9 protein-coding genes are annotated in these 15,505 nt (G+C 72.9%); 2 read left to right on the forward strand and 7 right to left on the reverse strand.

What is annotated here, in order from left to right:
* The first annotated feature begins 100 nt into the window (after positions 1–100).
* Positions 101–1,174, forward strand: coding sequence for a hypothetical protein (locus tag ACQP0U_RS19140; RefSeq protein ID WP_433308912.1), 1,074 nt, complete (start codon positions 101–103; stop codon positions 1,172–1,174).
* Positions 1,175–1,211: 37 nt separating this feature from the next.
* On the opposite strand, the gene ACQP0U_RS19145 is transcribed toward ACQP0U_RS19140, so the two are convergent.
* Positions 1,212–2,309: a winged helix DNA-binding domain-containing protein gene (locus ACQP0U_RS19145; RefSeq protein WP_433308914.1), complete on the reverse strand. Its 1,098-nt coding sequence runs from the start codon at positions 2,307–2,309 to the stop codon at positions 1,212–1,214.
* 127 nt (positions 2,310–2,436) lie between these two features.
* A complete protein-coding gene (locus ACQP0U_RS19150) occupies positions 2,437–3,693 on the reverse strand; it encodes a phosphodiester glycosidase family protein (RefSeq protein ID WP_433308915.1) in 1,257 nt (418 codons plus the stop codon).
* Between the two features lie 401 nt (positions 3,694–4,094).
* Between ACQP0U_RS19150 and ACQP0U_RS19155 the strand changes: the two genes are divergently transcribed.
* Positions 4,095–9,515 carry a carboxyl transferase domain-containing protein gene (locus ACQP0U_RS19155; RefSeq protein WP_433308917.1) on the forward strand — a complete coding sequence of 1,807 codons (5,421 nt, stop codon included), beginning with the start codon at positions 4,095–4,097 and terminating at the stop codon, positions 9,513–9,515.
* 82 nt (positions 9,516–9,597) lie between these two features.
* Here ACQP0U_RS19155 and ACQP0U_RS19160 read toward each other — a convergent pair whose 3' ends face one another.
* The 5 genes from ACQP0U_RS19160 to ACQP0U_RS19180 all read right to left on the reverse strand — a co-directional run bounded on the left by ACQP0U_RS19160 (position 9,598) and on the right by ACQP0U_RS19180 (position 15,489).
* A complete protein-coding gene (locus ACQP0U_RS19160) occupies positions 9,598–10,059 on the reverse strand; it encodes a hypothetical protein (RefSeq protein ID WP_433308918.1) in 462 nt (153 codons plus the stop codon).
* Positions 10,060–10,135: 76 nt separating this feature from the next.
* Positions 10,136–11,194, reverse strand: coding sequence for a threonine aldolase family protein (locus tag ACQP0U_RS19165; RefSeq protein ID WP_433308920.1), 1,059 nt, complete (start codon positions 11,192–11,194; stop codon positions 10,136–10,138).
* A 17-nt stretch (positions 11,195–11,211) separates the two neighbouring features.
* Positions 11,212–11,790: a sigma-70 family RNA polymerase sigma factor gene (locus tag ACQP0U_RS19170; RefSeq protein ID WP_433308922.1), complete on the reverse strand. Its 579-nt coding sequence runs from the start codon at positions 11,788–11,790 to the stop codon at positions 11,212–11,214.
* Between the two features lie 169 nt (positions 11,791–11,959).
* Positions 11,960–13,786, reverse strand: a complete 1,827-nt coding sequence (locus ACQP0U_RS19175; protein ID WP_433308924.1) for an ABC transporter ATP-binding protein — start codon at positions 13,784–13,786, stop codon at positions 11,960–11,962.
* Positions 13,783–15,489, reverse strand: coding sequence for an ABC transporter transmembrane domain-containing protein (locus ACQP0U_RS19180; RefSeq protein WP_433308925.1), 1,707 nt, complete (start codon positions 15,487–15,489; stop codon positions 13,783–13,785). The genes ACQP0U_RS19175 and ACQP0U_RS19180 overlap by 4 nt, the downstream gene beginning before the upstream one ends.
* Positions 15,490–15,505: the final 16 nt, after the last annotated feature.

Genomic DNA, 15,505 nt, shown 5'->3' on the forward strand with positions numbered 1-15,505 from the left:
CGGGCATCGTCCGTCTTCCCGTCGCCGCAGGGACACCCGCCAGGCCCTCGGGACGCGAATAATCCATTGTGGTCTATTCGTTCGGACACGGGAGCACACCATGCTCGACGCAATCAGCACGACCCGGCGACCCCGGGTGGTGAGGGCACTGGTCGCGGCAGGCGCTGCGGCGGTGCTGGCGGCTGCCGCGCTGGCCGCACCGACCCCCGCCGACGCCGCCGTCAGCCGGGCCGAGCTTGCCCTCCGCTGGGCGCCCATCCACTACCAGGACGTCGACGCCACCGGCAGCCATGCCCTGAGCGGCCAGTCGGACTACCTCACCCGGGTCGACCTCGACGGCGACCTGGACGGACGCAACAACTGGGACCGGGCTGGCCAGGCTGGCACCACGCTTGCCGCGCACGTGTACTACTCAGTGGTGGAGACAAGCACCCACTGGTACATCACGTACCTCTTCTTCCACCCGCGCGACTGGACCGACCACCCGTTCTTCGAGACCGAACACGAGAACGACGGTGAGGGCGCGCTGTTCGCGATCGAGCGCGACGGCTCCACGTACGGCGTTCTCCGCTCGGCCGTCACGGTCGCGCACAGTGACTTCTTCTCCTACACGCCTACCGGCAGCACCTGGACCAGCGGCGGGGAGAGCATCGACGGCACCCTGCGGTTCCAGGCGTCACCGCACGACACGTTCCAGCACCCGGTGACGGCGCAGGAGGCGCAGGGCCACGGCCTCAAGGCCCACCCTCAGTACGACATCAACGGCGACGGCCTGGTCTACTACCCGTCCACCGTCGCCGAGACGCCGAGCAGCAGCAACGACCGCGACGTGCGGTATCAGCTGATCGACATCTTCGCCACCGGCGGCCTGTGGGCGCAGCGGTCCAACGCGAGCCTGTTCGCCAGCCTGGGCACGTTCGCCGGTGACACGTCCGGCGACTGCGGCGTCGGCACCTGGAGCTGTTCGACCAACTCGGCCAACGCGCCCTGGGGCTGGGACGACGGCAACGACGCCCCCGCGCGTGGCGAGATCGCCAGCGACCCGGCGAAACTGTCGGCCGCGTACTTCACGGTGCCGACCGGCCTGGCCCGCACCTACAGCTACAACCCGTACGCCAGCGCGGCGGCGGCGCTCGCCGAGGCGGCGAGGACGGCCCCGCCGACCGTCGACTGATCTCGTCGTCCCCCCGGTGTCGGACCGCCCTGGTCCGTCACCGGGGAGACGACTCGACCCGTACCCGGTCGCTCTCGTTGTCGGAGAGGAAGGACGCCAGGGCCTGCCCCTGCTCGGTCACGGCGGCCCGGTCCGCTCGGGAGAAGCCGCGCAGTGGGCTGACGGTCACCGTGCCCGACTCGACGGTCCAGGTCGCCGCGACCCGACCGTCGACGAGCACCACGCGTTCGCCGGCCACCGAGAGGAGACGGTGCGCGTCGTCGATGATCCGGCTGCGATCGTCGTAGCCCAGGATCGCGTTGTCGAACGCCGGCAGGAACCGCACCGGGGCGGGTGTGTCCGGGTCGGGGCGCGGCGCGTCGGGAAGGTCGATCAGCTTCCGGCCACGTTCGTCGCGGAAGGTCACCAACTCGTCGCGAAGCGCGGCCACCGCGGCCGGCAGGCCGGCGAGGCCGCACCAGGCGCGCAGGTCGGCCGTGGCCGCCGGGCCGAACGCGGCCAGATAGCGGCGTACGAGCATCTGGCCGACCGGATCGGCGCCCTCCGCGGCCGGCGGGGCGATCTCCCGGTCGAGCCACGCGGAGAGCAGGACGTAGCGTGCGCCCGCCCTCGCCCGCCACACGCCGCGCGGCGGCACCTGTGTCATCGGGAGCAGCGCGACAGCGATCTCGCCCAGCACCCGCAGCCCCGGCGTCGGCCAGCGCTCACCGAGCGCCCGCCCGATCTCGGGCATCGAGCGCGGCTCACCGTCGGCCACCACCGCCCGTGCGGCTACGGCGAGATCGTCGAGGTCCACCCCGTCGAGCTCGCTCCGGTAGACCCCGAGCACGCGTTGGCGCAGCATGGCGTCGTGCCGGGTGCGCCACGCCACGACGTCGTCGGCGACGAGCAGGTGGACGGTCCGGCGCATGAGGTGGGTACGCACCACGTGTCGCTGGGTCAGCAGGGTGGACAGCACCGCCGGGTCGAACGCGCGCAGCCGCGACCACAGCCCGATGAACGGCTCCTGCGGCTCCTGGGCCTGGAGGCCACCAAGATGGGCGACGGCGTCGAGCGCCGGCAGGTCGGCGCGGTCGAGCAGCAACTGCCGGGCGAGCGTCGCGCGGTTGAGCGCCCGGGTGTCGAGAACGGTCATCAGGTCCTTTCGGCCGGCCTCATTATCTGACCCGGGGCCGACAGTCCGGGTGCCCGAGCGTCTCGGGTACGCGAACTCGCCCCGTCCGGCGGGCACCGGGCGGGGCGAATTCGAGTGGGTGCACCGATCAGTGCTTGCCCACGAAGATCCCGATGCCGTTGGCGACCATTCGCTCCGTACCGTCGGACGGGCTGTTGCGGGCGGTGGCCGCGGCCTGGCCCGGCTCGCGGACGGCGACCGTGCTGGAACCGCCGCCGTCGAGGTTCACGGCGGCGTCCGCGCCGAGCGAGCGCATCAGGTCGGCCAACTCGGCGATCGTGAACCCGGCGCTGGCCGGGGCACGCCCTGCCAGGGCGACCAGGTACACGGTCCGCCCGTCGGGGCTGACACCGGCCGAGCTGCGTACCGCGGCGGTCTTGGTGTCCAGGCCGGCCAGCGGCGTACCGTCGCGCAGGATCGGCGCGCCACCGACCGCGAAGGTCAGCTTGGGCGTGCCGGCGGAGACGAGCTTCTCGCGCACCTGCACCCGGTCACCGACCACGAGATCGTCGAGCGCGTCCGCGCCGCCCTCGCGGCCCACCAGCACCTGCGTGTCGGCCGGGATCGCGCCCGCACCTGGCGTCTGACCCACGGCGGTCACCACGCCGTCGCGTACGGTCACCTCATAGGTGTGTGTGCTGCACGGGTCGCTGCGGCTGGTGTCGGTGCCGCAGGTGGACCGGACCCGGGAGGCGGTACCCCAGTCGGCGGTGAACAGACCGACGCCGCCGACCGGCAGCGCGTACTGGTTGAGCCCGCCCAGCGCGATCGTGCCCTTGCTGCTGCGCACCTCGCCGTCCAGGCTCAGGGTGTCGACGCGCGCCTTGCCGTTCACGCCGACGCCGAACACGTCCCGGGTCGAGGTGCCGGGGGCGAGGCCGGGGCCGAAGCGCTGCGCGGTCGGCACCGCGAACTTCAACTCCTCGCCGTCGGCGATCTCCGGACCGGACGACGAGTAGGTCGGGGTGACACCGGCGTGCGTCTCGCTGTTGTTGAAGAAGTCGCCGTTGACGCCGGCGACGGCACCCTGCTCGTTCGTCATCGCCGAGACGACACTGCGCTGCGCCACCGCGTCGGGGTGCAGCAGGTCCAGGGAGACCTTGTTCTTCTTGAGGTCGGCCGTGAGGAGGTAACCGACGGTGACGCCCCGGGGCGTGGTCACCTCGAACGAGCCGTACGTGACGCCCGGGGCGAGCTGCTCGGACGAGGTGAAGGTGATCGGGGCTTCCGTCGCGGGTACCGTGGCGGTCGCGGCGTGGGCGACGCCGGCCGGCGTGACGAGCGCGGTCAGCCCCGCCGCGAGCAGCAGCGCCAGACGTGGGCGTACGAGGTGCAGTGGCCTCATTGCCGCTCCTTTCCTGGTGCGTTCCTGGCCTGGGCCGGGATGGTCGGGCCGGGCCGGCGGTTGACCGGACCGGCGATGATCTTCCTGGTCAGCCGATCACCCGGGAGTGAACGCGGGAGGCTGCGGACGTGAACCGCCCGCACCGTCTTGATCAACTGCCGGAGCGGCCGGGGCGGGTCGACCGAGGCGGACGCACTCCCCCGGGGTGCCAAAAAGTTTTGTGTACTTCCTACAACTGAGGGACTGTTGGTTCGGTGGTTGCGCCATAGCGCTGGCCGCCGCCACGCGGAAAGGTGATCACTGCGGGGAGCCGTCGTCTCCTGGCACGCAGGTCGAGGTCTAGCTAAGGGGTTTTTCGGGTGTTCAACCGTGTCGCCATCGTCAACCGTGGTGAAGCTGCCATGCGGCTCATCCACGCGGTCCGCGAGCTGGCCGCGGAGACCGGCATCCAGCTCGAAACCGTGGCCCTCTACACCGATGTCGACCGTAACGCCACATTCGTCCGCGAAGCGGACATCGCCTACGACCTCGGCCCGGCATCCGCCCGCCCGTACCTCAACCTGGCGGTGCTGGAGCGCGCCCTGACCGAGACCGGGGCCGACGCCGCGTGGGTCGGCTGGGGCTTCGTCGCCGAGGACCCGGCGTTCGCGGAGCTGTGCGAGAAGATCGGCGTCACCTTTGTCGGCCCGAGCGCGGACGCCATGCGCCAGCTCGGCGACAAGATCGGCTCGAAGCTGATCGCCGAGAAGGTCGGCGTGCCCGTCGCGCCGTGGAGCCGCGGGGCCGTCGAGACCCTGGACGCCGCCCGTGCCTCGGCGGCAGAGATCGGCTACCCGCTGATGCTGAAGGCGACCGCGGGCGGTGGCGGGCGCGGCATCCGGGTGGTCAGGAACGAGGCCGAGCTGGTCGACGCGTACGAGCGCACCAGCCAGGAGGCGGCGCGGGCGTTCGGCAGCGGCATCGTGTTCCTGGAGCGCCTGGTCACCGGGGCTCGGCACGTCGAGGTCCAGGTGATCGCCGACGGGCAGGGCACCGCGTGGGCGCTCGGCGTCCGCGACTGCTCGGTGCAGCGACGCAACCAGAAGGTCATCGAGGAGTCGGCGTCGCCGGTGCTCGACCCGGCGCAGGCCGCCGAGCTGAAGACCTCGGCCGAGCGGCTGGCCGTGGCGGTCGGTTATCGCGGCGCGGCGACCGTCGAGTTCCTCTACCACCCGGGTGACAGGTTGTTCGCGTTCCTCGAGGTCAACACCCGCCTCCAGGTCGAGCACCCGATCACCGAGCTGACCACCGGGTTCGACCTGGTCAAGGCCCAGCTGCACGTCGCCGCCGGCGGGCGCCTCGAAGGTGCGCCGCCGGCCGAGCGTGGGCACGCCATCGAGGCGCGGCTCAACGCCGAGGACCCGGACCGCGACTTCGCGCCGTCGCCCGGCCGCATCGCCCGGCTGGACCTGCCCAGCGGCCCCGGCATCCGGGTGGACACCGGCGTCAGTGAGGGCGACACCATTCCGGCCGACTTCGACTCGATGATCGCGAAGATCATCGCGTACGGCCGCGACCGCGACGAGGCACTCGGCAAGCTGCGGCGGGCGATGGCGAACACCACGGTGATCATCGAGGGTGGGGCGACGAACAAGAGCTTCGTACTCGACCTGCTCGACCAGCCCGAGGTGATCGACGCCAGCGCGGACACCGGCTGGATCGACCGGGTCCGCGGTGAGGGCCGGCTCGTCACCCACCGCCACTCCGCGGTCGCCCTGGCGGCCGCCGCCATCGAGGCGTACGAGGAGGAGGAGCGCGTCGAGCGGCAGCGGCTGCTGTCGACGGCGGCCGGCGGTCGCCCGCAGGTGCAGCACGCCAGCGGCCGACCGTTGGACCTCAAGCTGCGCGGCGTCGGTTACCGCACCCGGGTGGCGCGCGTCGGCGCGCACCGGTTCCGGGTCGGCATCGAGACCGGCCCGGTCGTGCGCACCGCCGACGTCGAACTCGACCGCTTCGACCGGCACACCGGTCAGATCGTCGTCAACGGCATCCGCTACCGCCTGCTCACCGGCACGTACGGGCCGACCCACCTGGTCGAGGTGGACGGCGTGACGCACCGGGTCAGCCGGGACGAGGGCGGTGTCCTGCGCTCCCCGATGCCTGCGCTCGTCGTCGCCACGCCACTGGAGGTCGGCGCCGAGGTCGAGGCCGGCGCGCCGGTGCTGGTGCTGGAAGCGATGAAGATGGAGACGGTGCTGCGGGCGCCGTTCCGGGCGCGGCTCAAGGAGTGCGCCGTCTCGGTGGGCAGCCAGGTGGAGGCGGGTGCGCCGCTGCTGCGCCTGGAGCCGCTCGCGGACGACGCCGAGGAGGCCGCGGACGACCCGACCGCCGAGGCCGTCGAACTGGACCTGCCCACCGCCGCCGAGGACATCCCGGCGGACGAGCGCAGCAGGCGCGGTCAGGAGGACCTGCGAGGTCTGCTGCTCGGCTTCGACGTCGACCCGCACGACGACCGCCGGGTGCTCGACGGCTACCTCACCGCACGGCGGGTGACCACCGAAGCCGGTCAGCGGCCCCTGGCCGCCGAACTCGACCTCATCGAGGTGTTCGCCGATCTCGCCGAGCTGAGCCGCAACCGGCCGACGGGCGAGGACGGCGGCGCCGCGCACGTGCACAGTGCCCGGGAGTACTTCCACACCTACCTGCAGAGCCTCGACGTCGAGCGGGCCGGGCTGCCGGACGCCTTCCAGACCAGGCTCGGCAAGGCGCTCGGCCGGTACGGCGTCACCGACCTGGAACGCACCCCAGCCCTCGAAGCCGCCGTCTTCCGGATCTTCCTCGCCCAGCAGCGCGCGTCCGCGGACGCGCAGGTCGTCGCGACGCTGCTGCGCGCCTGGCTGCTGGAGACCCCGCCGGACGAGACGCTGCGTGAGCCGGCCGGCCTCGCGCTGGAGCGGCTGATCGCCGCGACGCAGGTCCGCTTCCCCGTGGTCGCCGACCTCGCCCGTGGCGTGGTGTTCGCCTGGTTCGCCCAGCCGCTGCTGCGGCGCAACCGCGCCCGCGTCTACGCCGAGGTCCGCGGGCACCTGCGGCACCTCGACGCACACCCGGACGCACCGGACCGCGCTGAGCGCATCGCCGAGATGGTGCGCAGCACCGAGCCTCTGGTCCGGCTGCTCGGCCAGCGGCTCGTCCGCGACAACCTCGACAACGCGGTCATGTTGGAGGTGCTGACCCGCCGGTACTACGGCAACCGGTCGCTCACCAGCGTGCGTACCCGCGAGGTCGCGGGATGCACGTTCGTGGTCGCCGAGCGCGCCGACTCGAGCGTGGTCTCCACGGCGGTGAGCTTCGACGCGCTGGGCGGCGCGCTGCGTGGGTTGGCCGAGCTGGCCACCGGCGAGGACTCCGTGGACGCCGACATCTACCTCGGCTGGGAGAACCAGCCGGAGGACTTCGACGCGATGGCGGCCGCACTGGCCGAGGTCATCGCCGCGCACCCGCTGCCGCCCCAGGTCCGTCGGCTGACCACCACCGTCGCGGGTCGCGGCGGGGCGGTGATGCACCACCACTTCACCTTCCGTCCGTCGGGTGCCCAGTTGACCGAGGACCGGCTGATCCGCGGGCTGCACCCGTACATCGCGCAGCGGATGCAGTTGGAGCGGCTGCACAAGTTCGACCTGACCCGGCTGCCGTCGTCGGACGAGGAGGTCTACCTCTTCCAGTGCGTGGCGCGGGAGAACCGGGCCGACGAGCGCCTCGTCGCGTTCGCGCAGGTGCGGGACCTCACCGAGCTGCGCGAGCAGGACGGCCGCCTGGTCGCGCTGCCGACCACCGAGGACGCCATCGCCGCCTGCCTCGACTCGATCCGCCGCGCCCAGTCGCGGCGGCCGTCGAAGACGCGCTTCAACACCAACCGGATCGTGGTCTACGTGTGGCCGCCGAGCGAGCTGACCCGCGAGGAGATGGAGATGATCGCCGGGCGTGTCCGCCCGACGACCGCGGGCGCCGGCCTCGAGGAGATCCTGTTCATCGCTCGGCAGCGCGACCGCCGGACCGGCGAGCTGACCAAGATCGCTGTACGGATCTCGTTCGACGCCGCGGGCGGCGCCGAACTGGCCGTCGGGGAGCCGCCGGTCGAGCCGATCGAGCCGCTCGACGAGTACCGGCTCAAGGTGCTGCGGGCCAGCAGCCGCAACACCGTGTACCCGTACGAGCTGACCGGCCGGCTCGGCGACTTCGTCGAGCACGACCTCGACGACGACCACGTGTTGGTACCGGTGGACCGGCCGAAGGGGCGCAACAGCGCCGCCATCGTGGCCGGTGTGATCACGACGCCGACCGAGCGCTACCCGCAGGGTGTCACCCGGGTGGTGCTGCTCGGTGACCCGACGAAGTCGCTCGGCGCCCTGTCGGAGCCGGAGTGCCGGCGCGTGATCGCCGCACTGGACCTGGCCGAGCGGATGCAGGTGCCACTGGAGTGGTGGGCGCTGTCCGCCGGCGCGCGGATCTCGATGACCTCCGGTACGGAGAACATGGACTGGGTGGCCGCGGCGCTCAAGCGGATCGTCGAGTTCACCCAGGCCGGCGGCGAGATCAACATCGTCGTCGCGGGCATCAACGTCGGTGCCCAGCCGTACTGGAACGCCGAGGCGACGATGCTCATGCACACCAAGGGCATCCTGGTGATGACGCCCGACTCGGCGATGGTGCTCACCGGCAAGCAGTCGTTGGACTTCTCCGGTGGCGTGTCCGCCGAGGACAACTTCGGCATCGGCGGCTACGACCGGGTGATGGGGCCGAACGGGCAGGCGCAGTACTGGGCGCCGAACCTGACGGCCGCACGGGACGTGGTGATGGCGCACTACGACCACACGTACGTCGCGCCCGGCGAGGACGCGCCCCGACGGGCGGTCACCACCGACCCGACCGACCGCGACATCTCCGAGTTCCCGCACAACGTGGCGGGAAGTGCCTTCGCCACCGTCGGGGAGATCTTCTCCGTCGAGGCCAACCCGGACCGCAAGAAGCCGTTCGACATCCGTACGGTGATGCGGGCCCTCTCCGACCAGGACCACCCGGTGCTGGAACGCTGGGCCGGCATGGCGGACGCGGACACCGCTGTCGTGCAGGACATCCACCTCGGTGGCATCCCGGTCTGCCTGCTCGGCATCGAGTCCCGGTCGGTGCCGCGGCACGGCTTCCCGCCCACCGACGGTCCGGACACCTACACGGCGGGCACGCTGTTCCCCCGCTCGTCGAAGAAGGCCGCGCGGGCGATCAACGCGGCCAGCGGCAACCGGCCGCTCGTCGTCCTGGCGAACCTGTCCGGCTTCGACGGCTCACCCGAGTCGATGCGCAAGCTGCAACTGGAGTACGGCGCCGAGATCGGCCGGGCGATCGTGAACTTCCGGGGCCCCATCGTCTTCTGCGTGATCTCGCGCTACCACGGCGGTGCGTTCGTGGTCTTCTCGAAGGCACTGAACCCGACCATGACGGTGCTGGCGCTGGAGGGCTCGTTCGCCTCGGTGCTCGGTGGCGCACCCGCCGCCGCTGTGGTGTTCTCCGCCGACGTCAACGCCCGTACGGCGGCCGACCCGCGGGTGCGGGACCTGGAGGCCCGCACCGCTACCGCGACCGGCACCGAACGCGCCGCGCTGACCGCTGAACTCGACGAGCTGCGCTCGTCGGTGCGCGCGGAGAAGCTCGGCGAGGTGGCCTCGGAGTTCGACCGGGTGCACAACATCCACCGTGCGGTCGAGGTCGGTTCGGTGGACGCGGTCATCCGCGCCGCCGAGCTGCGTCCGCGCATCATCGAGGCCATCGAGGCCCGCCTGGGTTAGCACGGCCGGCACGCCCACAACGTCAGCGCCACCGGTCGTCGACCGGTGGCGCTGACCGTACGGGGGTGACGTGCTGCGCGGGTTAGCTGAGCGCCGCGTTCAGCGCGACGGCGACGGCGAGCCAGACGATGACAGTGCCGATACCGACGCCGACCATGGTGAGCGCCTTGACGGCGGTCGCCATGCGGGTGCGGGCAACAGTCAGGTTCGCCGCGACGCCCAACGCCCCGACCAGCGCGCCCAGGATGCCACCGACGGTGAACAGCAGGATCGGCAGCAGAACCAGGATGCGCAGGAAGATCGGCATGGGGGGCCCGGTCCGGTGCTGCACACCGTTGACCTCGACGGTCGGGTAGGGGTCGGCGAGGACGGTGCGTACCGTGGCCTGGACGACACCACCGCCCACCGCCGGCAACGCGAAGCGTCTGCCCGTCCTGGGGGCCGGCACTCCGCCGACGGTGACGGCAGGGTGGCCAATGAATGCCTTGGTGGCGACGACGATCGGGCCAGCCACGCCGTCGACGTTGAGAGGTTCGGTGTTCACCGGCGTGATCTTAGGAAGCGCGACCCGCCTCGTCCATCTCGTCGACCGAGCGGGGGTGCCGCTCGCAGCCCTCAGGTCACCTGGCGTGGCGTAGCAGCTCGTGGATGAGCGTGACGACCTCGTCCGGGGTGAGTTCCATGGCGTTCTCACCGACGCTCACCTCGAAGGAGCACCGGTCCGGAGCGGGCGCCGACCGTACGCGGCCGAACAGCTCCACCCCGTCGGCGGCGAGCAGGGCGTCGGCGGCCCGCATCGCGGCATCCGGGCCGACGGGAAGATGGACGTGGAACAGGGGCGTCTGCGGTGGGTCCGGGAAGGCGCGGGCCACGCCGTCGGCGTTGATGGCAGCCGCGATCGCCACCGCGTGCTCCCGGTGCGCCGGCAGCCGGGGCAGCAGGGTGTCCAGGCCGTGCAGCGCGGTGAGCGCCAGCGGCCACGCGTCGTAGACGTCGCCGCCGAGCCGGCGACGCCACACCCGGGCCTCGGCCACCAGGGCGGCGTCCCCGGCGAGCGCGGCACCGCCGACGCCCTGCAGTCCCTTGTAGAAGGACACGTACACGGTGTCGAACAGCGCGGCGATCTCGGCGAACGGCCTCTGGTAGTACGTCTGCGCCTCCCACAGCCGCGCGCCGTCGAGGTGCTGCCCGGCACCGCGCTCACCCATCGCCGTGGTCTGCGCGACGAGGTCGTCCCACTCCGGCAGCACACCCCCGATGTCACGTTGCGGCAGCTCCCAGACCACCGCCGCGAGCGGTTCGGCGACGGCGGTGAGATCGGGCAGGGTCATCAGCCGGTGGCGGTCGCCGACGGGCTGGAAACGCAGCCCGTGCACGACGGCGTACCCCTGCTGCTCCCAGGCGTCCAGGTGACACTGCGGATGGGCGGCGAAGGCCCGCCTGCCGCGGCGGTCGGCGTGGATGCGCAGGGCCACCTGCTGCGCCATCGTCCCGGACGGGAAGAACAGGGCCTCGTCCTTGCCGAGCAGGGATGCCACGCGCCGTTCCAGGGCGGCCACCGGCCCGTCCGGCCCGTGCGGCGGCGTGGCCGGGTCGACCTGGGCCAGCATCGACCGCAGCAGGTCGTAAGGCCGACGGCGCAGCTCCGAGTGCAGAAACAGGGAACGCCGCACAGTCATTGCGGCAGTATCCACCGTCAGCCGGTTCGTCGCTCGTGGCTCGGGTCGGTGTCGGCCCGCCAGGCGGCGACGAGATCCTCGCGCGCCCGCGCGACCCGGGAGCGGATCGTGCCGACGGGGCACTGGCAGACGTCCGCCGCCTCGGCGTAGGACAGGCCGAGCACCTGGGTGGCGACGAACGCCTCGCGGCGCTCCCGGCTCAGGCCGGCGACCAACTGGTGCAGGGTCACGCCCTCGTCGGCGCCGGCCGTGATCGCACCGGCGGCTTCGGCCGCCGCCTGCCAGTCCGGCACCGACGCCATCCTCGGCCGGGCCACCGCCGTCCGGACGTGATCCACTGCGACGCGCCGGGCGATGGTGAACACCCAGGTGCGGGCCGACGAGCGGCCGGCGAAGCCGGGCAGGTTGCGAAATGCCCGCAGGAACGTCTCCTGGGTCAGGTCGTCGGCCTCCCCCGGCCCGGCCAGGTGCGACAGGAACCGCCAGACCTGGTCCTGTAGGGCCCGGATGAACGACGTGGCGGCCTGCCGGTCACCCTGGCCCGCCTCCCGCGCCCACCGGGTCACCTGGTCGTCGTCAGCGACGCCGTTCCGCACAGACCACCGTCCTGTGTGCCACGGGCGCTCCCTCATGCCGAGATGCCGTCGTCGGAGCGCCGCCGGTCGGCCGCGCACTCTGGTGGTCGCCGGCCGGGTCGGAAAAGTTCCCGGGGTTCCCACCTTCGACTGATCTGGCGGATGTCCGAGGTGACGGAACGGGGTCCGCTCAGCTCGAAACGGGCTGGTCCGCGCTCTCGCGTTCCCTCGGGACCACGAGGTCGGGCATGCTCCACGAGCGCCACAGCTGGCTGTACCCGCCCCCGGCCCTGAGCAGCTCGGCGTGCGTGCCGTGCTCGGCGACCCGCCCCTGGTCCAGGACGACGATGCGGTCCGCGGTGGCCGCCTGGCTGAGCCGGTGGGCGACGACAAGCGTGGTACGGCCCTCGGTGGCCGCCACGGCGGCGCGGTCCAGGTCGCGGGCGCCCGCGCTACCCGCCTCGGCGGTGGCCTCGTCGAGGACCGCGACGGCGGGATCGGCGAGGATGAGGCGGGCCAGCGCGAGCTGCTGGGCCTGGGCCGAGGTGAGCTGCCGCCCGCCCTCCCCCACCGCGGTGGCGAGACCGTCCGGCAGGGTCCGCACCCACTCGGTGGCGCCGACGAGGTCGAGGGCGGTGACGATCTCGGCGTCGGTGGCGTCCGGGTTGGCGAGGCGCAGGTCGTCGGCGAGCGGCCCGGCGAAGACGTGCACCTCCTGGCTGATCAGGGCGATCTCGCGACGGAGGCGGTGCTCACCGAGCTGTGCCAGCGGCACTCCACGCAGCGTCACCGCACCGTCGGTGGGCGCGATGATGCCGGCGATGATGCCGGCCAGGGTGCTCTTGCCCGCACCGCTCGCGCCGACGAGAGCGACGCGCTCCCCGGGTGCGAGACGCAGGGCGATGTCCCGCAGCACGACCGGCCCGTCGTCGTAGCGGTGCTGCGCGACTGTCACCTCCAGTGCCGCCGGTACGGCCCGATCGGGGCGGGTGGGTTCGGCGCCGACGGGGGCCGCGGTGTCCGGCAGTGTGGTGACCCCGACGAGTCGGGCGAGGCTGGCCCCGGCCTGCAACACCGAGTCCGACTCGAACAGCAGCAGGCCGATGGGGTTGAAGAGGCGGTGGAAGTAGAGCGCGGCCGTGGTGGCGGCGCCGACGGTGGCCAGGTCGCCGCGTACCAGCAGGAAGCCGGCGAGCAGCACGGCGGCGAGCCCCACGAACTCCGAGCGGTTGATGCGCAGCCCGAAGCGGGTGAAGAGACCGAAGATCTCCAGCGACAGGTCGCGGGCGACGCCGGAGCGGTCCGCGATCCGGGCGACGTGGGCGTCCTCCATCCGGTAGGCGCGCACGGTCGCCGCGCCCCGCAGCGCCTCGGCCGTCGCCTGCGCGCGTTCACCCGTCGCCACCCGCTCCCGGGCGTAGTACGGCACCGAACGCTTCAGGTACCAGCGCAGCGCTACCGCGTACGCCGGGGCGGCGACCAGCCCGGCGATGCCGAGCCGCCAGTCGAGGGCGAAGAGCCCCGCTGCGGTCAGCACGACGGACAGCAGCGCGCCGAGGAAGGCGGGGCCGCTGGTGGCGATCACGTTCGTCACCACTGCCACGTCGTCGCCGGCACGGGCCACCAGGTCGCCGGTCCCGGCCCTCTCCAGGGTGGCCGACGGCAGGTGCAGGGCGCGGTCGAGGACCCGCTCCCGGAGTCGGGCCAGCACGGTCTCGCCGAGGCGCGCGGCGACCGCCGCTCCGGCCGCGGTGAGGAGTCCCGCGAGCACGGCGGCGCCCGCGATCACGCCGGCCCAGGCCACCACCCGCGGTGTGTCGGTCCCGGCGATGACGTCGTCGACGAGGCGACCGAGCACCCAGGGGGCGACGAGCCCGGTCGCGGCGGCGGCGACCAGCAACGTGCCGGCCACGGTGCTGAGCCCCGGCAGGAGGGCCAGCTCGGTACGGAGGGCGGCCCAGGTCTGCCGGCCGGTGGCCGTCGGCAGCAGGTGCCGGGTGATCGGCTCGGATGTCATCGCAGGGTCTCCTCGCGGTAGCGGGCGTCGCTGGTGAGCAACCGCTCGTGCGGGCCCTCGGCGACGACACGTCCCCGGTCGATCACCGCGACCCGGTCGGTGATCCGCAGCAGCGCCGGGCTGGTGGTGATCAGCACCGTGCCGCGGGTTCCCGTCCCGCGTGCCGCGGCCAGCCTCGCGGCGAGCAATCCCTCGGTCACCGAGTCGACAGCCGTGGTGGGGTTGTGCAGCACCAGCACCGGCGGGTCGGCGACGAGCGCCCTCGCCAGCCCGATCCGCTGCCGCTGCCCACCGGAGAGGTTCGCCCCGCGCTCGGTGAGCAGGCGGTCCAACCCGTGCGGGTGCGCGGCGAGCACGTCCTCGGCTGCGGCAGCCCGCACGGCGGCACGCAGGACCCCGTCGTCGACGGCGGCACCGGCGCTGAGATTGGCGCGCAGCGTCCCCTCGAACAGCGCCACGTCGTGCTGCTCGACCAGGACCACGGCGCGCGCGGCGTCGATGTGCAGCTCGTCGGCGGGCACGCCGTCGACGCGGAGCGTCCCCCGGTGCTCCGCGCGGGGCACCCGGCCGGCCAGCAACGCGACGAGCGCCTCGGCCTCGCTCGGGTCGTAGGCGAGCACCCCCAGGATCTCACCGGCGCGGACGCGCAGGCTGACGTCGTCGAGGCCCGCGTACGAGACCGAGTCGAGGGCGAGCCGGGACTGACTCGGGGCGGGCGGCCCGGCGTCACCCGGCTGGACGACGGGCGCGGCGCCGAGGACCCGGGCGACCCGTCCCGCGGAGGCTCGGGCCATGGCGAACAACTGGACGCAGTACCCGAGCGTCTGCACCGGCTCGGCGATGAACTGGGCGAGACCGACCACCGCGACGAGTTCGCCGATGGTGAGCCGGCCCTGCAGCGCGAGCCAGCCCGCGGCTCCGGCGACAGTCGCGAGGAAGAGGCCGTTGACAGTGGTGGTGAGCCCGAGGTGCAGGCCCTTGGTGGTGGCGGCGCGCAGGGTGACGTCGAGCGCGTGGCGGCTGGCGCCCGCGTACCGGCGGGCGGCGTGATCCTGTGCGCCGATGCCGCGCAGCACGCGCAGGCCGCTGACGAGGTCGACGGCGAGGGCGGTCGTGGCCGCGAGGGCCTCCTGCTGCGACGTGCTGCGCCGGGTGAGCAGCGGCGCCATCCGCTGGAGGGCGACGACCAGCAGAGGTACGCCGACGAGCACCCCGAGGCCGAGGGGGATGTCGACGACGAGCAGCGCGACAGCCGCGACAGTGATGGCGGTGAGCGCCGCGGCGCTGAGCCCCACGACCCGCACGACGAGCGCGGACAGTTCGGCGTCGGACGCGGTGACGGAGAGCAGCTCTCCGTCGCGCATGCCCGAGCTGTGCCCTCGTGGGTCGAGGGCGCGGCGGGCGATCTCGACGCGGATGGCGTGTGCCTCGTGCTCCACCGCGGCGAAGGCCAGCCGGGCGCCGGCCCGGTAGGCGAAGGCGAGGACGGTGAACAGGGCGGCCAGCCCGGCGAGCGAGAGCAGCAGGGCGCGCACGTCCCCGGTGGCTACCGCCCGGTCGATGACCACGCCGATGGCGACCGGGACGAGCGCTTCGGTGGCCTGGTGCGTGCAGAGCAGCGCGATGCCGAGGAGGACACGACCGCGCTGTCGGCGCAGGGCGCGGCGGAACACCACTCCGGCGCTGATCTTGGCGACGGTCATGCTCGGATGGGTGAGG

Source organism: Micromonospora sp. CA-269861, assembly GCF_050948505.1.
Lineage (GTDB): Bacteria > Actinomycetota > Actinomycetes > Mycobacteriales > Micromonosporaceae > Micromonospora.

Coding starts and splice junctions, on each gene's coding strand:
- ACQP0U_RS19140 (WP_433308912.1), top strand. CDS start 101: ATGCTCGACGCAATCAGCACGACCCGGCGACCCCGGGTGGTGAGGGCA.
- ACQP0U_RS19145 (WP_433308914.1), bottom strand. CDS start 2,309: ATGACCGTTCTCGACACCCGGGCGCTCAACCGCGCGACGCTCGCCCGG.
- ACQP0U_RS19150 (WP_433308915.1), bottom strand. CDS start 3,693: ATGAGGCCACTGCACCTCGTACGCCCACGTCTGGCGCTGCTGCTCGCG.
- ACQP0U_RS19155 (WP_433308917.1), top strand. CDS start 4,095: ATGCGGCTCATCCACGCGGTCCGCGAGCTGGCCGCGGAGACCGGCATC.
- ACQP0U_RS19165 (WP_433308920.1), bottom strand. CDS start 11,194: ATGACTGTGCGGCGTTCCCTGTTTCTGCACTCGGAGCTGCGCCGTCGG.
- ACQP0U_RS19175 (WP_433308924.1), bottom strand. CDS start 13,786: ATGACATCCGAGCCGATCACCCGGCACCTGCTGCCGACGGCCACCGGC.
- ACQP0U_RS19180 (WP_433308925.1), bottom strand. CDS start 15,489: ATGACCGTCGCCAAGATCAGCGCCGGAGTGGTGTTCCGCCGCGCCCTG.